General features: G+C 63.8%; 13 protein-coding genes. 11 read left to right on the plus strand and 2 right to left on the minus strand.

Annotated features, from left to right (window positions below):
• The first annotated feature begins 78 nt into the window (after positions 1 to 78).
• From AC1DXU_RS11650 to AC1DXU_RS11660, 3 genes are all read left to right on the plus strand, one after another.
• Positions 79 to 1065: an ABC transporter permease gene (locus tag AC1DXU_RS11650; protein WP_477368313.1), complete on the plus strand. Its 987-nt coding sequence runs from the start codon at positions 79 to 81 to the stop codon at positions 1063 to 1065.
• A gap of 3 nt (positions 1066 to 1068) precedes the next feature.
• Positions 1069 to 1863, plus strand: coding sequence for an ATP-binding cassette domain-containing protein (locus AC1DXU_RS11655; protein ID WP_477368316.1), 795 nt, complete (start codon positions 1069 to 1071; stop codon positions 1861 to 1863).
• A 114-nt stretch (positions 1864 to 1977) separates the two neighbouring features.
• Entirely contained in the window at positions 1978 to 3000 is a 1023-nt protein-coding gene (locus AC1DXU_RS11660; RefSeq protein ID WP_477368945.1) for a LacI family DNA-binding transcriptional regulator, read from the plus strand.
• A gap of 306 nt (positions 3001 to 3306) precedes the next feature.
• Here AC1DXU_RS11660 and AC1DXU_RS11665 read toward each other — a convergent pair whose 3' ends face one another.
• A complete protein-coding gene (locus AC1DXU_RS11665) occupies positions 3307 to 3897 on the minus strand; it encodes a TetR/AcrR family transcriptional regulator (RefSeq protein WP_477368319.1) in 591 nt (196 codons plus the stop codon).
• Positions 3898 to 4142: 245 nt separating this feature from the next.
• Here AC1DXU_RS11665 and AC1DXU_RS11670 point away from each other — a divergent pair, with 245 nt between their 5' ends.
• The 3 genes from AC1DXU_RS11670 to AC1DXU_RS11680 are packed head-to-tail and all read left to right on the plus strand — an operon-like array spanning position 4143 to position 8740.
• A complete protein-coding gene (locus AC1DXU_RS11670; RefSeq protein WP_477368322.1) occupies positions 4143 to 4400 on the plus strand; it encodes a hypothetical protein in 258 nt (85 codons plus the stop codon).
• A complete protein-coding gene (locus tag AC1DXU_RS11675; protein ID WP_477368325.1) occupies positions 4394 to 7570 on the plus strand; it encodes an efflux RND transporter permease subunit in 3177 nt (1058 codons plus the stop codon). Before AC1DXU_RS11670 ends, AC1DXU_RS11675 begins: the two co-directional genes overlap by 7 nt.
• Before the next feature lie 15 nt (positions 7571 to 7585).
• Positions 7586 to 8740, plus strand: a complete 1155-nt coding sequence (locus tag AC1DXU_RS11680) for an efflux RND transporter periplasmic adaptor subunit (RefSeq protein WP_477368328.1) — start codon at positions 7586 to 7588, stop codon at positions 8738 to 8740.
• 9 nt (positions 8741 to 8749) lie between these two features.
• On the opposite strand, the gene AC1DXU_RS11685 is transcribed toward AC1DXU_RS11680, so the two are convergent.
• Positions 8750 to 9733: a LysR substrate-binding domain-containing protein gene (locus AC1DXU_RS11685; RefSeq protein WP_477368331.1), complete on the minus strand. Its 984-nt coding sequence runs from the start codon at positions 9731 to 9733 to the stop codon at positions 8750 to 8752.
• A gap of 3 nt (positions 9734 to 9736) precedes the next feature.
• Between AC1DXU_RS11685 and AC1DXU_RS11690 the strand changes: the two genes are divergently transcribed.
• From AC1DXU_RS11690 to AC1DXU_RS11710, 5 genes are all read left to right on the plus strand, one after another.
• Positions 9737 to 10456 (plus strand): HalD/BesD family halogenase, encoded by a 720-nt coding sequence (locus AC1DXU_RS11690; protein WP_477368947.1) that lies wholly within the window; start codon positions 9737 to 9739, stop codon positions 10454 to 10456.
• Between the two features lie 244 nt (positions 10457 to 10700).
• Complete coding sequence (locus tag AC1DXU_RS11695; RefSeq protein WP_477368333.1) at positions 10701 to 11438, plus strand: GntR family transcriptional regulator; 738 nt, start codon at positions 10701 to 10703, stop codon at positions 11436 to 11438.
• A 53-nt stretch (positions 11439 to 11491) separates the two neighbouring features.
• Positions 11492 to 12598, plus strand: coding sequence for a mandelate racemase/muconate lactonizing enzyme family protein (locus tag AC1DXU_RS11700; RefSeq protein ID WP_477368336.1), 1107 nt, complete (start codon positions 11492 to 11494; stop codon positions 12596 to 12598).
• Position 12599: 1 nt separating this feature from the next.
• Positions 12600 to 13784, plus strand: a complete 1185-nt coding sequence (locus tag AC1DXU_RS11705) for a mandelate racemase/muconate lactonizing enzyme family protein (protein WP_477368339.1) — start codon at positions 12600 to 12602, stop codon at positions 13782 to 13784.
• 267 nt (positions 13785 to 14051) lie between these two features.
• A complete protein-coding gene (locus tag AC1DXU_RS11710; RefSeq protein WP_477368342.1) occupies positions 14052 to 15716 on the plus strand; it encodes an ABC transporter substrate-binding protein in 1665 nt (554 codons plus the stop codon).
• Positions 15717 to 15802: the final 86 nt, after the last annotated feature.

Raw genomic sequence — 15802 nt, forward strand, 5'->3', positions numbered from 1 at the left:
GTCTTGTCCCTTCCGCCGAGCCTGCGCAGACGATGTGCAGATCTCAGCCAACTCCCCATCATGTGTCGCGGGTCCCAATTGGAAAATCGTTCGCTCATTCAACGCCTGATCGCGAGGCCGGAATTCGGGCCTTTCGTGCTGCTGGTCATCGAGCTCGCCGTGTTCTGGAGTTTCAACCATGACTTCCTATCGCCACAGAACATCTCCAACATACTGGCCTTCACCGTCGAGCTCGGCCTGATTGCGCTGGCGATGACGCTGCTGATGACATCGGGCGAATTCGACCTTTCGGTCGGCTCGCTGTTCGGTTTCTCGCCGGTGTTGATGTGGACCCTTTTCAACAGCGGCCTCACCTCGCTGGAGGTCGGCTTCGTCGTTGCGTTGCTGGTCGCCGCCTTCATCGGGCTGATCAATGGCTGGTTCGTGACGCAGCTCAAGATTCCGTCCTTCCTGGTCACGCTCGGCATGCTTCTGGTGGTGCGCGGCACCGCCTTGTTCGTCACCGACGGATTTCCGCAGCGGACCTGGAGCGCCGAGGGCAGTTGGCTCGCAGAAGTGCTGGTCGGCGATTTCTTCATCGGTCCGTTCCGCATCTACATGTCGCTGTTCTGGTTCATCGCCGCCGCAATAGCGCTCGGCTACGTGCTGACGCAGAGCCGGACCGGCAACTGGATCCAGGCCGCCGGTGGCAACCCCAGTGCTGCCAGGGCGCGCGGCGTCAATGTCAGCGGCGTCAAGATCGGCCTGTTCGTGCTGTCGTCGCTGATGGCCTCGTTCGCCGGCGTCATTTCTTCGCTGCGCACCTCGGCAGCCAACCCCAACAGCGGCACCGGCTACGAGCTCGAAGTCATCGCCATGGTGGTGATCGGCGGCACGGCGCTGACTGGCGGACGCGGCACCATCATCGGCACCGTGCTCGGCATCCTGATCCTGCGCGTGATGCGCAACGGCATCGTGCTGATCGGCGTGCCCGGCCTTGCCTACAACATCTTCATCGGCGCCATCATCCTCGGCATGATGGCGCTGCATTCATGGCTGGAACGCCGGCATCAGGCAGGGACTTGAACCATGGCTGAACCGCTTATCCGCATGGAAAACATCCGCAAATCCTACGGGCGCGTGCAGGCGCTCGAGGACGCCAATTTCCATGTCAACGAAAGGGAGATCGTCGGGCTGCTCGGCGATAATGGCGCCGGTAAGTCGACGCTGATCAAGGTGCTGTCGGGGGCGGTGCCGCTCACAAGCGGCGACATCTTCATCCGCGGCAAGAAGGTGAACCTGCGCAGCACCAGCGACGCCATCGCCCATGGCATCGAGACGATCTACCAGGATTCGGCGCTGGTCACGCAACTGTCGATTGCGCGCAATCTGTTCCTCGGGCGCGAACCGATCAAGCCACCGCGTTTCCTCAACCGGATGGACCAGGAGGCGATGAACGTGGTTGCCCGCGACCTGCTCAAGCAGGTCGGCATTTCGAAGAACATCCCGCCGACGACGCCGATCGGCTCGCTGTCGGGCGGCGAGCGGCAGGCGGTGGCGATCGCGCGCGCCATGCATTTCGACAGCGACCTCATCATCCTCGACGAGCCGACCAACAATCTCGGCGTCGCCGAGACGCAAGGCGTGCTCAGCTTCGTGCGCAGCGCCCGCGATTCCGGCCATTCCTGCATCTTCATCGCTCACAACATCCATCACGTCTTTCAGGTGGTCGACCGCATCGTCGTCATGCGCCGGGGCAAGGTGGTCGCCGACGACATCGACCCGAAGAAGACCAATGTCGCCGAGGTCGAACGGATCATCACCGGCATGTCCGACAAGGAAATCCGCGCGGCTCTCGCCGAGGACACGCATCGGCCGGGCTGAGCACCATCCATCGCCGTCTGGCACGGGATCGCGTCAGCTCTAACTCTTTGTGGAGCATGATCTTTTCCGAGAACCGGTTCCCACTTTTCGGGATCATGCTCTATGACTGTGACCATGAAAGCCACCGTTTCCGATATCGCCAGGAGCTGCGGGCTGTCGACCGCGACCGTCGACCGGGTGCTCAACAACCGGCCCGGCGCCAGTGCCGCCAACCGGCAACGGGTGATGGAGGCGGCCAAGCAGCTCGGCTATCTGCCTGTCGTCGACCAGGTGACGCTGCCCTCGCGGCCGGCGCATCTCGAATTCTTCCTGCCGATCGGCTCGAACGCCTTCATGATCGATCTGGCCGGGCATATCGAGGACTACGCCGCGCGCCTGCCGCTGGTCGCATCCTGCCGCATCCACAATCTCGCCGGCATTTCGCCAAGTGCCTTACAGGCGGCCGTCGAAAACCTCTCGCTCAAGGCCAATGGCGTCGGCGTCATTGCGGTCGACCACCCAAGAACCCGCAACATCCTGCGTGAGATCGTCGACGCCGGCATACGCCTCGTCACGCTGGTGTCCGACGTTCCGGCAGCACCGCGCTCGGCCTATGTCGGTATCGACAACCGGGTGGCGGGGCGCACCGCGGCATTGCTGATGGGGCGCTTCCTGACGGGGCGCACCGGCCATCTGGCGATGGTCGTCGGTTCTCGCTCCTATCGCGGACACGAGGAGCGCGAAATGGGCTTTCGCTCGGTGCTGAGCGAAGAGTTTCCCAACCTGACAATCACCAGTGCGGTAGAGATCAACGACGAACCGGAGGGCAGCTACACGGCGACGATGAAGGCGCTGCACAACGAGCCCGAACTGCTCGGCATCTATTGCGTCGGCGCCGGGCGCTCGGGCGTGGCGAAAGCGCTGCGCGAAGCCAAGCCGCAGAAGAAACCGGTGTTCATCTGTCACGATCTGACCAAGGAAACCCGCGGCTACCTCGTCGACGACCTGCTCGATGTCGTCATCGACCAGAATGCACGGCTGATCGCCGAGCAGTCGGTCATCCGCCTGCTCGGCTCGATCGCCTCATCGGCGCCCTATTTGACCAAGAAATTCATCGAGCCGCGGCTGATCTTCAAGGAAAACGTGCCGGTGCAGTGAATTAGCGGCTGGCCGCTTTCTCGGGATTTGTACGACAAGTCGGGGTAGATGTCGCAATTCTGCACACCAGCTATGCAACTTTTATGGTTGCCGAATCATTAAGCAATCGGTAGATATCTGGGTGTCGGCCATCTACTCCTCCCAGATGCGATGCCGACGCTGAATGCGGCGCACCTCCTCCCGCGTCTCATTCGAAATCGAGCCCGCTGCCACCTCCTCCCGGCAGCGGGCTTTTTCTTTATGGCCTGCAGTTCAGCAGCAAAGAGAGGCGGGTTGCGCCGCGAAGGCGGAACCTTTGGCGGCAACTTATCTTGCCGCGGCGCCCCTGAAAGAGGCGATGAGCCCTTCCGCCATGCGCACGAACTGAGCGCTGGGGCCTTCCGCGCCGACGCTTTGCTGGCTGACGCGGGCGCCTTCAAGCAGCAACGACAAGGTATCGGCAAGCAGCTCCGCCTGACCGATGCCGGCATCCCGACACAGCGTCACAAGGCGATCGCGCTGGGCTTCCTTAAGCTCCTTGATCACGCGTCTGGCCGGATGGTCGGTTTCGCTCAACTCGACGGCGGCATTGGCCATGTCGCAGCCGCGGCCGTCGGCCCGGAGCATGTCGGCGGCCTTGCCAACCCAGGCGTGCAACTGCGCGAGCTTGTCGCCAGGATGCTGAGCCTCAAATGCATCCCACATCGCGCCGGCCTTGGATGCGGTGGCGCGCAGGCACTCGATGATCAGATCGTCCTTGGACTCGAAATGACGATACAGCGTCATCTTGTTGGTGCCGGCGGCTTCGGTGATGGCGTCGACGCCGACGCCCTTGATGCCATGCTTGTGAAACATGTCCTGCGCCGTCTCCAGGATTCGATCCCGGGGGCGAACGCGTTCCGAAGTGCCGTCTGTCATCGAAGTCTCCTTGTCTCCCTAAAAATCCGGCACGCCTCTTGACTAGGGTGTTACCGGTCTGTAACGTCATGAATGTTACTTACTGGTAACACCCATATTGCCTCCCGTCAACGACAGTATCGCCGCAGGGCCTGCCGGGACGAAATAGGGCAGGAACACTGCAAGTCATGCGGCCTCGGCCGGTGAGAACGAAAAAAACGGTTCGCGATCATCCGATGCGAATCGCAAGCCAAGGAGCCGCTCCAATGTTGCAGCGCAAGGATCTGACGATCGATGAAGCCATCCGGGATCCGATGATCCGGCTGGTGATGAAGGCGGACCGCGTCGACCCGCATTCGTTTGAAGCGATGCTGCGGTCACTGGCCGATGAGCAGGGCCTGAGCCGCAAGGCGCCGTCGGGTTTTCTGACGGACCCCGGCTTGGGGCGCAGCCGGCGTCTGTCGCGGGTTGCCAGGGCATTTGGTGAAGCCAAGGCATTTGGCGAGGCGTGCGTCTCATGGTGAACTTCTTCATCCACCGTCCGATCTTCGCCTCGGCGATCGCCATCATCATGGTGCTTGCCGGGACGATTTGCTATTTCCTGCTGCCCGTCTCGCAGTTTCCCGACATCACCCCGCCCCAGGTCGTGGTCAGCGCCCACTATCCCGGCGCCAGCGCGCAAGTCGTGGCCGACACCGTCACGACGCCGCTCGAACAGCAGATCAACGGCGTCCAGGGCATGACTTACATGTCGTCGTCGAGCTCCAATGACGGCTCGTCGACGATCACCATCACCTTCGACGTCGGCTACTCCTTGAGCACTGCCGCCGTCGACGTCCAGAACCGGGTGTCGCAGGCGGCGTCCTCGCTGCCGGCCATCGTCAACCAGGGCGGCGTGACGATCAAGAAGCAGAACCCGAACTTCGTGCTGATCGTCGACCTGACCTCGCCGGACGGCTCCGTCGATCCGGTGGCGCTGAGCAATCTCGCCTACCTGCAAGTCGTCGATCCGCTGAAGCGCCTGCCCGGCGTCGGCGATGTGCAGATCTTCGGCGAGCGGCGCTACTCGATGCGCATCTGGCTCGACCCCGACAAGCTCGCCAATCTCGGCATCACCGCTGTCGACGTGCAGAACGCCATCGCCGAGCAGAACGTCCAGGTGGCGGCCGGCAAGATCGGCCAGTCGCCGGCTCCGGCCGGCACTGCCTTCGAAATGCAGGTCAACGCGGTCGGCCGGTTGAGCGACCCGAAGGAATTCGGCGACATCATCGTGCGCGCCAATGCCGCTTCCGGCTCGCTGGTGCGGCTGCGCGACGTCGCCCGCATCGAACTCGGCGCGCTGCAATATTCGTCGTCGGCCTTCTTCGGCAAGGATCCGACGGTAGTGCTCGCCGTCTATCAGATGCCGGGTTCCAACGCGCTCGATCTACAGCAGCGCGTCAAAGACAAGATGCAGGAGCTGTCGGGCCGCTTCCCCAAGGGCGTCAGCTACGCCATGCACTACGACACGACGCGCTTCGTCTCGGCCTCGATGCATGACGTGCTGATCACGCTCGGCGAGGCGCTGATCCTGGTTGTCGCCGTGGTGTTCATCTTCCTGCAAAGCTGGCGCACCACGATCATCCCGACCATCGCCATTCCGGTGTCGCTGATCGCGACGCTGGTGGTCATGGAGATGCTCGGCTTCTCGCTCAACATGCTCAGCCTGCTCGGCATGGTGCTGGCCATCGGCCTTGTCGTCGACGACGCCATCGTCGTGGTCGAAAACGTAGAACGACAACTCGAGGCCGGCCTCAAGCCGCTGGCCGCGACAAAGGCGGCGATGGCAGAAGTCACCGGTCCGATCATCGCCACCACCGCCGTGCTGATGGCGGTGTTCGTGCCGGTTGCCTTCATTCCCGGCGTGTCCGGTCGGCTCTACAATCAGTTCGCGTTGACGGTGGCGATTTCCGTCGGCATTTCCGCCTTCAATTCATTGACATTGAGCCCGGCACTCAGCGCCGCCTTCCTGCGCCATCGCGGCGAGACGCAGTTCGTGTTGTTCCGCTGGTTCAACACGGGCTTCGACCGGCTGTCGCATGCCTATGCGCACGGCGTGCGCATCCTCATCCGTCTGCGCTGGATCATGCTCGGCCTGTTCGCGGCCGGACTGGTCGCCACCTATTTCGTCTGGCAGCGCCTGCCTTCGACCTTCCTTCCGGTCGAGGACCAGGGCTATTTCTTCGTCGTCATCCAGTTGCCCGATGGTGCAGCACTCGAGCGCACCGACGCGGTGGCGAAGAAGGCGCGCGACATCCTGCAGTCAACGCCCGGCGTCGATATCGTCGGCTCGATCTCAGGCCTGAACTTCCTGACCAGCGCCGCGCAGTCGAACTCGGCGGTCGAGTTCGCCATCCTCAAGCCATGGGATGAACGCGGACCGGACCAGAGCGCCTCAAAACTCGTCGCCGACGTGCGCATGAAGCTGTTGCAGATACCGGAAGCCTTTGCGCTGAGTTTCGATCCGCCGTCGATCCCCGGCATCGGCACCACCGGCGGCTTCGAATTCCAGGTGGAGGATCTGACCGGCCGCGGCGCCATTGCGCTCAACGATGCGACGCAGGCCGTGCTTGCCGAAGCGCGCAAACAGCCGGAGCTCAACCCGCAACAGCTGTTCTCGTCGTTCTCGACCTCGACGCCGCAGTTCAACTACGAGCTCGACCGCAACAAGGCCAAGCTGCTCGGCCTCAACCTGCCGGATGTGTTCAACACGCTGCAGATCTATCTCGGCTCGCTCTATGTCAACGACTTCAACCTGTTCGGCCGCACCTTCCGGGTGACGATGCAGGCCGACAAGGATGCACGCGCCGGTGCGGCCGACATTTCGCGGCTCTATGTGCGCAATGCGTCGGGCGGCATGGTGCCGCTGAGCACGCTCGGCAAGCTGGTGCCGATCGTCGGTCCAGAAACCGTGCCGCATTACAACAACAATGCGTCGGCGCTGATCAATGGCGGCGCCGCACCAGGCTTCTCCTCGGGCCAGGCGGTGGCGGCGATGGAACGCGCGGCGGCGACGGCGCTGCCGCGAGATTTCGGCTACGAGTGGACCGGCATTACCTATCAGGAACTCAAGGCCGGCTCGATTGCGTCCGTCGTCTTCGGCCTCGCCATCGTCTTCGTCTTCCTGATCCTCGCCGCGCAGTACGAGAGCTGGGCGATGCCATTCATGGTGCTGCTGGCGGTGCCGCTGGCCCTGTTCGGCGCCTTCGCCGTGCTCTGGGTACGCGGCATGCAGATCGACGTCTACTCGCAGATCGGCTTCGTCATGCTGATCGGGCTGGCGGCCAAGAACGCCATCCTGATCGTCGAGTTTGCCCGGCGCCGACGCGAGGAAGGCCTAAGCATTGTCGACGCCGCGATGGAAGCGGCACGCCTGCGGCTGCGGCCGATCCTGATGACCGCCTTCGCCTTCATCCTCGGCGTGTTGCCGTTGATGTTCGCCACGGGCGCCGGTGCCGCAAGCCGTCAATCGATCGGCACCACCGTCTTTGGCGGCATGGTCGCGGCGACCATTCTCTCGCTGGTGTTCGTGCCGGTCTTCTATGCGGTGATCGAACAGCTGCGCGAGCGCCGCGGCGACGACGAAGCCGTTTTTGAACCAACTGAACCAACTGCCGAACCCGTTTTTGCGCCCCTGGCGCAAGCGGCTGAATAGGATTGGAGACTGATCATGCGTAAATGGAAAATCGCGTTGGGCGCGGCTGTCGCCCTGGGGGCGATCTCGGTGGCGAGCGTTCATTGGCTCGACATGGGCAATCTCAGCCTCAACGCCGGCACGGCAGCTGCGACGCCGGCTCCGGCGGCGTTTGTCATGCCGGTGCCGGTGGTCAGCGTCGTCAAGAAGACGATCCCGATCTACCTCGACTACGCCGCCCGCACCGAGCCTATCCGCAGCATCACGCTGCAGGCGCGCGTGCCGGGCTATCTGCAGGAGCAGGCTGCCGCCGACGGTGTCGACGTCAGGCAAGGCGACCTCCTCTACAGGATTGCCCCGCAGGATTTCCAGGCTGCTCTCGACCAGGCGAAGGCGCAGGTGCAGCGCGACACGGCGACACTCGATTATGCCCGTTCCAATCTCGGCCGCGGCAGCGAGCTCGCCAAGAGCGGCTACATCGCCAAGGACGCGTTCGACCAGCGCACCAGCACGTTGCGCGAGGCGGAGGCGTCGCTGGCCGTCAACCAGGCAGCGGTGCGGACGGCCGAGCTCAATCTGAGCTATGCTGAAATCAAGGCGCCGTTCGCCGGCCGCATCGGCCGCAACCAGGCGTCTGTCGGCACGCTGGTCAGCGTCGCAGGCACCGTGCTCAACACGCTGGTGCAGCTCGACCCGATCTACGTCACCTTCAATCCGAGCGAAACCGATCTGGCGCAGATCGAGGAAGCGCGCGCCGCGGGGCCGATCGACGTCGACATCCTGCTGCCCGGCGACACCGAAGCGCGCCAGAAGGGCGAGCTCACCTTCATCGACAATACGATCGATCCCTCGACCGGGACCATCACGGCGCGGGCGACGATCGGCAATGGCAAGTTCACGCTGCTGCCGGGCCAATATGTTCGGGTCAGGCTGCACATCAGGCAGCAGCCCGATGCGCTGATGGTGCCGCAGACGGCGCTGGGCTCGAGCCAGCTCGGCAAGTATCTCTACGTCGTCGGCAAGGGCAATACGGTCGACCAGCGCATCGTTTCGCTCGGCCCGATCAACGGCGATCAGGTGGCAATCCTGAGCGGCGTGGCCGAAGGCGACCAGGTGATCACAGGCAATCTGCAGAAGATCGGACCCGGAATGCCGATCTCGCCATTGCCTCAGGAGAAACCGGCCAGCTGATAACCCCCATCAGATCTGGTCGCGTGGCGCCCTCGGTTCCCACGCCGAGGGCGCCGTTTTGCTAAGGAGTGCGACGAGCCCGGCGACATCGGCGCGATCAGCCTTGGCCGCAGGCATGAAGGCGCAATAGGGATGGCCGAGACGCACCGACACAGGTGAGAGCGCGATAAGGCGCCCGGCCTCCAGATCGGCACGCGCCATGACCCGCTGGCCGAGCGCTATGCCGAGACCCAGCCTTGCCGCTGATATCGCCAGGCTGGACAGGCCGACACGCCGCCCATGCGAAGGATCGGGTGAACGGCTGCTGCCCGAGGCCGCGAACCAGTCGGCCCAGCTCGGATGCGTGGCGTAGTTCGGGCCCCAGTTGGTGTGGATGAACAGGCTCTCGTGCAGGTCCGCCAGGCCGGACGCGTCGCCGCCATGCCGGCGCCAGAACTCCGGCGAACACACCGGCAGGACATCGTCATGGACGAGACGGACGAGTTTCAAGCCAGGATAGTGATAGTCGCCATAGGAGATGCGCAGATCGATGTTCTGGCGCGCAATGTCGACCGGGTCATCCTCGACGCGGACGTCGATCGCCATGTGCGGAAAGGCTTCGAGCAGCACGGCCAGTCTTGGCGCCAGCCACAGTTCGGCCAGCGAAAACGGCACGCTGACGACAAGGCGCGTTCTCAAAGTCCCTTCCAGCATGCGCTGGCCGATCGCCGCGATGTCGCCCAAAGCACGCGCCGTCTGCGGGTAGATCGCGTGGCCGGCATCGGTCAGCGCGATGCGGTTGCCGGTGCGCACGAAAAGCTGCTTGCCGAACCAGGTCTCGAGATTGCGGATCTGCTGGCTGACCGCGGCTGAGGAAACGCCGAGTTCGGTGGCCGCCAGCGTGAAGCTGCCGGCACGCGCCGCGACCTCAAAGGCCTTGATCGCGTTCAGCGGTGGCAACCGTTCCATCAGGGCTACCCGCTCGACCGCGAAGGCAGCGCCGAATGGAAACACCTTCTGGAAACCTCCAGAGCGGCGTTGGCAACCGACGGCATGTTCAACCTCGAAGGTTTTCTGCGGCCCGGCATCGCCGAAAAGGCGGTCGGGGAAATCCAGCCGGTCATGGACACGCGCTCGCATGTGCACAAGCGCATGCATAACATCTACTTCAAGCCCGACATTCCCGAGCTGGCGCCCGACCATCCGGCGCTGCGCAAGGTCGAGACCGTCAGCCATACGGTGTGCGCCGACCAGATCCCCGGCAGCGTCGTGCTCGCCATCTACGAATACGAACCGCTGCTGCGCTTCCTGGCGGCGGCGATGGGCAAGACCAAGCTGCATGTCATGCAGGACCCGCTGGCCCGCACCAATGTCATGGGCTACCGCTCCGGCGAAGCGCTGAACTGGCACTTCGACCGTTCGGAATTCACCACCACGCTGCTGTTGCAGGCGGCCGAGGGTGGCGGCGATCTCGAATACCGCACAGATCTCCGCTCGAACGACAATCCCAACTATGACGGTGTCGCGAAACTGCTCGAAGGGCGCGACCCCGAGGCAAAAATCCTGCGCATGAAGGCGGGCACGCTCAACGTCTTTCGCGGCAAGAACACCGCGCATCGCGTCACCACCGTCGAAGGCGAGCGCGAACGGATGATCGCGGTGTTCTCCTACTACGAGAAGCCGGGTGTGATGTTCAGCAGCGAGGAGCGGGTTGGCTTCTACGGCCGGGCGGCCTGAGAGACCGCTTGGAAATTCTACTCTGGCGGCCATCTGATGGCGGTTTCTGCGCTTCCGGTGCTCACGGACCAATGTCCGCTGCGCTCCGGTTCTCGAAACCACCACCATATGACTCGCCAGAGCGAATTTCGAAACGGTCTCGGGTGCGTCCGCCAATCTAAAAAGTCAGAATCCCGAAAACGCCCTCTTGTTAGATTGTCGACAATCTGCTTGTCTTGCTTTCGGTTCCATCTGGAGTGGCCGAATGGCGAAGCTGGATTTCAGTCCGATCGCGGATACGACACGCAGGGCCGAGATCGTGGCGCTGCTCAGGCGCGCGATCCTGACCGGCCAGCTGGAACCCGGGCAGAAGCTCAACGAACTCAGGATTTCCGAACAGATGCGGGTCAGCCGAGCGCCGCTGCGTGAGGCGATGCGCGAGCTGGTGCAGGAAGGCATCCTGACCAGCATCCCCTATGCCGGAACCTTCGTCATCGACGTCACGGCCAAGGACATCGACGACGCCTATTCGTTCAACAAGGTGATGGACGAATTCGCCATCGAGCAGACCTGGCCGCTGCGCGACCAGCGCTTCTTCGACGAGATCGACCGGCGCCACGAGGCGGTGAAGCAGGCGACGCGCGATCTCGACACCACGAGGCAGATCGAAACGGCGCTGCAATTGCACGGGCTGATCTATGAGTGGGCCGACAATTCGGTGCTGCTCGAGACCTGGCAGCGGCTGACCAGCCGGCTGCAGATGTATTTCGCGCTCCACCAGCATGCCCGCAACGAGCCGGTGCCGGCGGAAGACGTGCATGAGACCTATGTGCGCTTGCTGAAGGGCACGGACATGCGCGCGGCCCAGCGCCACGCCAGGGAGCACATCGGCCTCGATTACGAAGAACTGATCGCCTATGCGCGCGGCCTCGAACAGCGGACGTCCAAGGGCGGCGGAGCCGATCGTGCCGGCCCGGCGCACAGGCGGCCGGACGGCGGCTAAGCGCCGTCAGTCCGGCAGCCCCACTCCGACACAATAGACAACGGACAGACAGCGTGCAGATCAAGACCATAAAAGCCTACCATGTCGTGCAGCCGTTCGTGGACGGACCCTACCGCATGTCCAAAGGGCGCGAGGCTGATGCCTTCGACGCGGTGATCGTCGCCATCACCTCCGACAGCGGCGTCACCGGCTGGGGCGAGATGGCGCCACTCGGCAACTTTTACTCCGCCGCCTTCCCTGCCGGCACGCGCGCGGGCGTCGTCGAAATCGCGCCGCATCTGATCGGCCACGACCCGCGCGGGCTGGCCAGCATCGGCCGGCTGATGGACACGGTGTTCAAGGGCCATCCCTACATCAAGTCGGCGCTCGACATGGCGTGCTGGGATCTGGCGGCGCGCGCCGCCGATGTGCCGCTGGTGACGCTGCTCGGCGGACGCGAGAGCGAGACGGCGGAGCTCTACAAGGTCGTCACCCATGGCAGCGTCGACGCCATGGCGGCACTCGCCAAGCGCATCGTCGCCCAGGGCTTTCACCGGCTGCAGGTCAAGGTTGGCGGCAATGTCCACGACGACATCGAGCGCGTCACCGCCGTCGCCGCTTCGGTGCCGAAGGGCACCGTCATCTTCTGCGACGCCAATGCCGGCTGGACGCCCTATCAGGCGCGCCAGTTCGCCGACGCCACGCGCGCCATCGACTACACGTTCGAACAGCCCTGCACGACGATCGATGAGAACATGTCGGTGCGCCGCATGCTCGACAAGCCGATGGTGCTCGACGAATCCGTGACGTCGCTCGAGGCGATGCTGGAAATCCATCGCCTGGGTGCGGCCGACGGATTGACGCTGAAGATCTCGCGGCTGGGCGGCGTCAGCAAGACCCGGCACATTCGCGACGTTGCCGTCGACCTCGGCTTCATGATCACGGTGGAGGACACCGGCGGCGCCGAGATCGACACCGCCGCGATGGCGCATCTGTCGCTGTCAACGCCCGAGGAACGCCGGCTGCACGCCATCGCCTTCCACGAATGGGTGACGGTGCGCACCGCCTCGAACAAGCCGCCGGTCACCGGCAGCCGCATGGGCATTCCGGACGGTCCGGGCCTCGGCATCGATGTTTTGCCCGACCTGCTGGGCAAGCCCTTCTTCGAAATCGGCGGCTGAGATGAAAATCCGCCGCATCCATGCCACCCCAATCAACCTGCGGCTCGAAGCGCCCTACGCATGGGTGTTCGGCGAACTCGACGGCTTCTCGCCGACCATCGTCGAGGTGGAAACGGAGGACGGGCTGGTCGGTCTCGGCGAGGCGCCGACGCCGGCCGCGGCAGCGATCATCAACGATGTGCTGGCGGCACGGCTGGTTGGCCGCGACGCTTTCGACATCGCCGGCGCCGAAGAAGTCTGCCTGCCCTACTGGACCGGCGTGCAGTCGATCAACGATCGAACCCGCATCATGGCCTTCGGCGCCATCGAGATGGCGCTTTGGGATCTACGCGGCAAGGCATGGAAGCAGCCGCTCTACCAGCTGCTCGGCGGCGCGGTGCGCAAGGACATCCCGTTCACCGATTATTTCTCGCTGCGCGGTGACGGACCAAAGGTCAAAGGCGAGACAACGCCGGAGCAAGTTGCCGATTATTGCGTCGAACTGCACGAGACCTACGGGACGACGTTCTTCGAAGGCAAGTTCTCGACGCAGGACCCAAAAATCTCGCTCCGGATGGTCGAGCTGGTTCGCCAAAAGCTCGGCGACGATGCGATGATCCGCATCGATTCCAACCAGGCCTATTCGCTGGCGACAGCGCGGCGGCTGGCGCGGCCGCTCGAAGAGCTCGGCGTGCGCAACTGGGAAGACCCGGTGGCGACCATCGAGGAAATGCGCGAGCTGCGCCGCCATTGCTCGATCCCGTTTTCGACCCACAACATCGACATTGCGCGCGCCATGGAGACCAAGGTGCCGGACGCTTTCGTCGGCAACCCGACGGTGCATGGCGGCATCGGCCGCATGCTGCGCTTCGTCGGCGCCTGCGAACATTCCGGCATCGACTACTGGTGCTACAGTGGCGACAGCGGCATCGGCAGTGCGGCCTATCTGCATCTGTGCGCGGCGCTCGGCTGGATCAGGGAACCGAACCAGTCGCTGTTTCGCATGCTGCCGATGGACGTGGTCGAGGAAGGGCCGTTCTCGCCGAGAAACAATGTCGTGCGGGTGCCTGAGGGGCACGGCCTCGGCGTCAGCCTGTCGCGCGAGAACCTCGCCGCCTGCCACCGCGACTTTGCCGAGAACGGGCCCTGCAACAAATATCACGATCCGGTGAAGCCCAGGACCTATCGCCGCCTACCGCTGAACTAGGAGGACAGGACACCAGGAGACGAACACCAGAAAACAGAAGCCTGCAGCGGCGATTTCGACCGGAATGCAGGACGAAACGGGTGGAAGCAGTGCCTCAGGAAAATCCGGTCTCTCCGCCGCAAGGACCGGATGGACCGGGAAAGACCGCATGCTACAGTCCCGGTCAGCAGACCTCATTGACGCCCGGGATACGGAGAACATCCACGGTACTCGTCAATCACAAAGAGCGTTCGTAGTTACAAAAACACAGGGGAAAGGGTTAAACCCATGAGCAACAATTATCGCATTCTCGACTTCATCCGGCGCAGCCGCTCGCCGCTCGAAAACCATCTGATCGACGGCTTGGTCGACGGCCGGGTCAGCCGCCGCGAGTTCATTCGCCACGGCAGCTTGCTCGGCCTGTCGCTGCCGCTGCTCGGCCGCATCGGCGCTGCCGCCGGCTTCGGCGCCATGCCGTCGCTGGCTCGCGCCGCGGGGGCGGCCGGCGCCACCATTCGCGTGGCCAGCAGCGTGCCCGCCGCGGCGATCGACCCGGTGACCATCGCCGATGCCGGTGGCCTCGTCGTCCTGCAGCAGGTCGCCGAATTCCTCTGCGTCGACGGCCCCGACCTGGTGCTGCAGCCGTCGCTCGCCGAAAGCTGGAAGCCGAACGACACCGGCACGGTGTGGACCTTCGCGCTGCGCAAGGGCGTGAAATTCCACTCAGGCGGCGAGATGAAGGCGGACGACGTGGTGGCCAGCATCGACCGGCTCGCCGACCCGGCCAACTCGTCCAACGCGCTGTCGGTGTTCACCGGCATCCTGCAGAAGGGCGCCACCAAGAAGGTCGACGACTACACGGTCGAATTCCACCTCGACGCGCCGAACGGCAACTTCCCCTACATGCTGTCGTCCGACAACTACAACGCCGTGATCCTGCCGGCGAGCTATAAGGGTGACTACGAAAAGAGCTTCGACGGCACCGGGCCGTTCAAGCTCGAGAAATACACGCCGAAGGTTGGCGCGTCGTTTGTCCGCAATGACGGTTACTGGGGCGAAAAGGCGTTGCCGGACCGCACCGAGTTCACCTTCTTTGCCGATACACAGCCAATGATCCTGGCGCTGCAGGGCGGTCAGGTCGACATCATCAACCAGTTGCCGGTGCTGGCCGGCGTCGGCCTGCTCAGCGATCCGAACATCGACATCATCAGCCTGAAATCGGTGGCGCATCAGCAGGTGCACATGCGCTGCGATTCCGATCCATTCAAGGATCCGCGCGTGCGCCGCGCCATCGCGCTCTGCCTCGACCGCGACAAGCTGGTGGCCGGCCTGATGAAAGGCCGGGGCGTGGCCGGCAACGACAGCCCGTTCGCTTCCGCCTACCCCTCGACCGATGCGAGCGTGCCGCAACGCAAGCAGGATATCGCGCAGGCCAAGCAGTTGATGGAAGCGGCGGGCGCCGGCGCCGGCTTCAAGGTGACGCTGACCACCGAGCGCTATCTGGAAATCCCCGAATACGCCCAGCTGATCCAGAACTGGGTCAAGGAGATCGGCATCGATCTCGAACTCAACATCCTCGACCAGGGCGCTTATTATGGTGATGCGGTATTCGGTAAGTCGAACTGGCTGGATTCGGTGATGGGCATCACCGACTACGGTCACCGTGGTGTGCCGAACGTGTTCCTTGCCGCGCCGCTGAAGAGCGACGGCACCTGGAATGCGGCGCACTTCAAGAACAAGGACTACGACACGCTGGCGACCAGCTACATCGCCGCCCTCGATCTCGAAGCGCAAAAGGCGGACGCCGGCAAGATCCAGAGCCTGCTGCTCGAGGAAACGCCGGTCCTGTTCGGCTATTTCTACGACTATCTGACGGCGACCTTGAAAGGCGTCGCCGGCGTGCAGCCGACGGCCATGTCGCAGCTGTTCCTCAGCGGAGCATCGAAGGCCTGAACGGGAGGAGAAGCCCACCCGCAACCGCCAGCCCCATGTTGGGGCTGGCGCTTTCGTGGCCAGTCAGGCAAGGCGCGGCGCGCTCG

It is taken from the genome of Mesorhizobium sp. P3_A10 (assembly GCF_056403175.1).

Excerpts from the sequence above, each read along its gene's own strand:
- AC1DXU_RS11710 (WP_477368342.1), top strand. The coding sequence starts at position 14,052 with ATGAGCAACAATTATCGCATTCTCGACTTCATCCGGCGCAGCCGCTCG.
- AC1DXU_RS11680 (WP_477368328.1), top strand. The coding sequence starts at position 7,586 with ATGCGTAAATGGAAAATCGCGTTGGGCGCGGCTGTCGCCCTGGGGGCG.
- AC1DXU_RS11660 (WP_477368945.1), top strand. The coding sequence starts at position 1,978 with ATGAAAGCCACCGTTTCCGATATCGCCAGGAGCTGCGGGCTGTCGACC.
- AC1DXU_RS11655 (WP_477368316.1), top strand. The coding sequence starts at position 1,069 with ATGGCTGAACCGCTTATCCGCATGGAAAACATCCGCAAATCCTACGGG.
- AC1DXU_RS11695 (WP_477368333.1), top strand. The coding sequence starts at position 10,701 with ATGGCGAAGCTGGATTTCAGTCCGATCGCGGATACGACACGCAGGGCC.
- AC1DXU_RS11670 (WP_477368322.1), top strand. The coding sequence starts at position 4,143 with ATGTTGCAGCGCAAGGATCTGACGATCGATGAAGCCATCCGGGATCCG.
- AC1DXU_RS11675 (WP_477368325.1), top strand. The coding sequence starts at position 4,394 with ATGGTGAACTTCTTCATCCACCGTCCGATCTTCGCCTCGGCGATCGCC.
- AC1DXU_RS11665 (WP_477368319.1), bottom strand. The coding sequence starts at position 3,897 with ATGACAGACGGCACTTCGGAACGCGTTCGCCCCCGGGATCGAATCCTG.
- AC1DXU_RS11705 (WP_477368339.1), top strand. The coding sequence starts at position 12,600 with ATGAAAATCCGCCGCATCCATGCCACCCCAATCAACCTGCGGCTCGAA.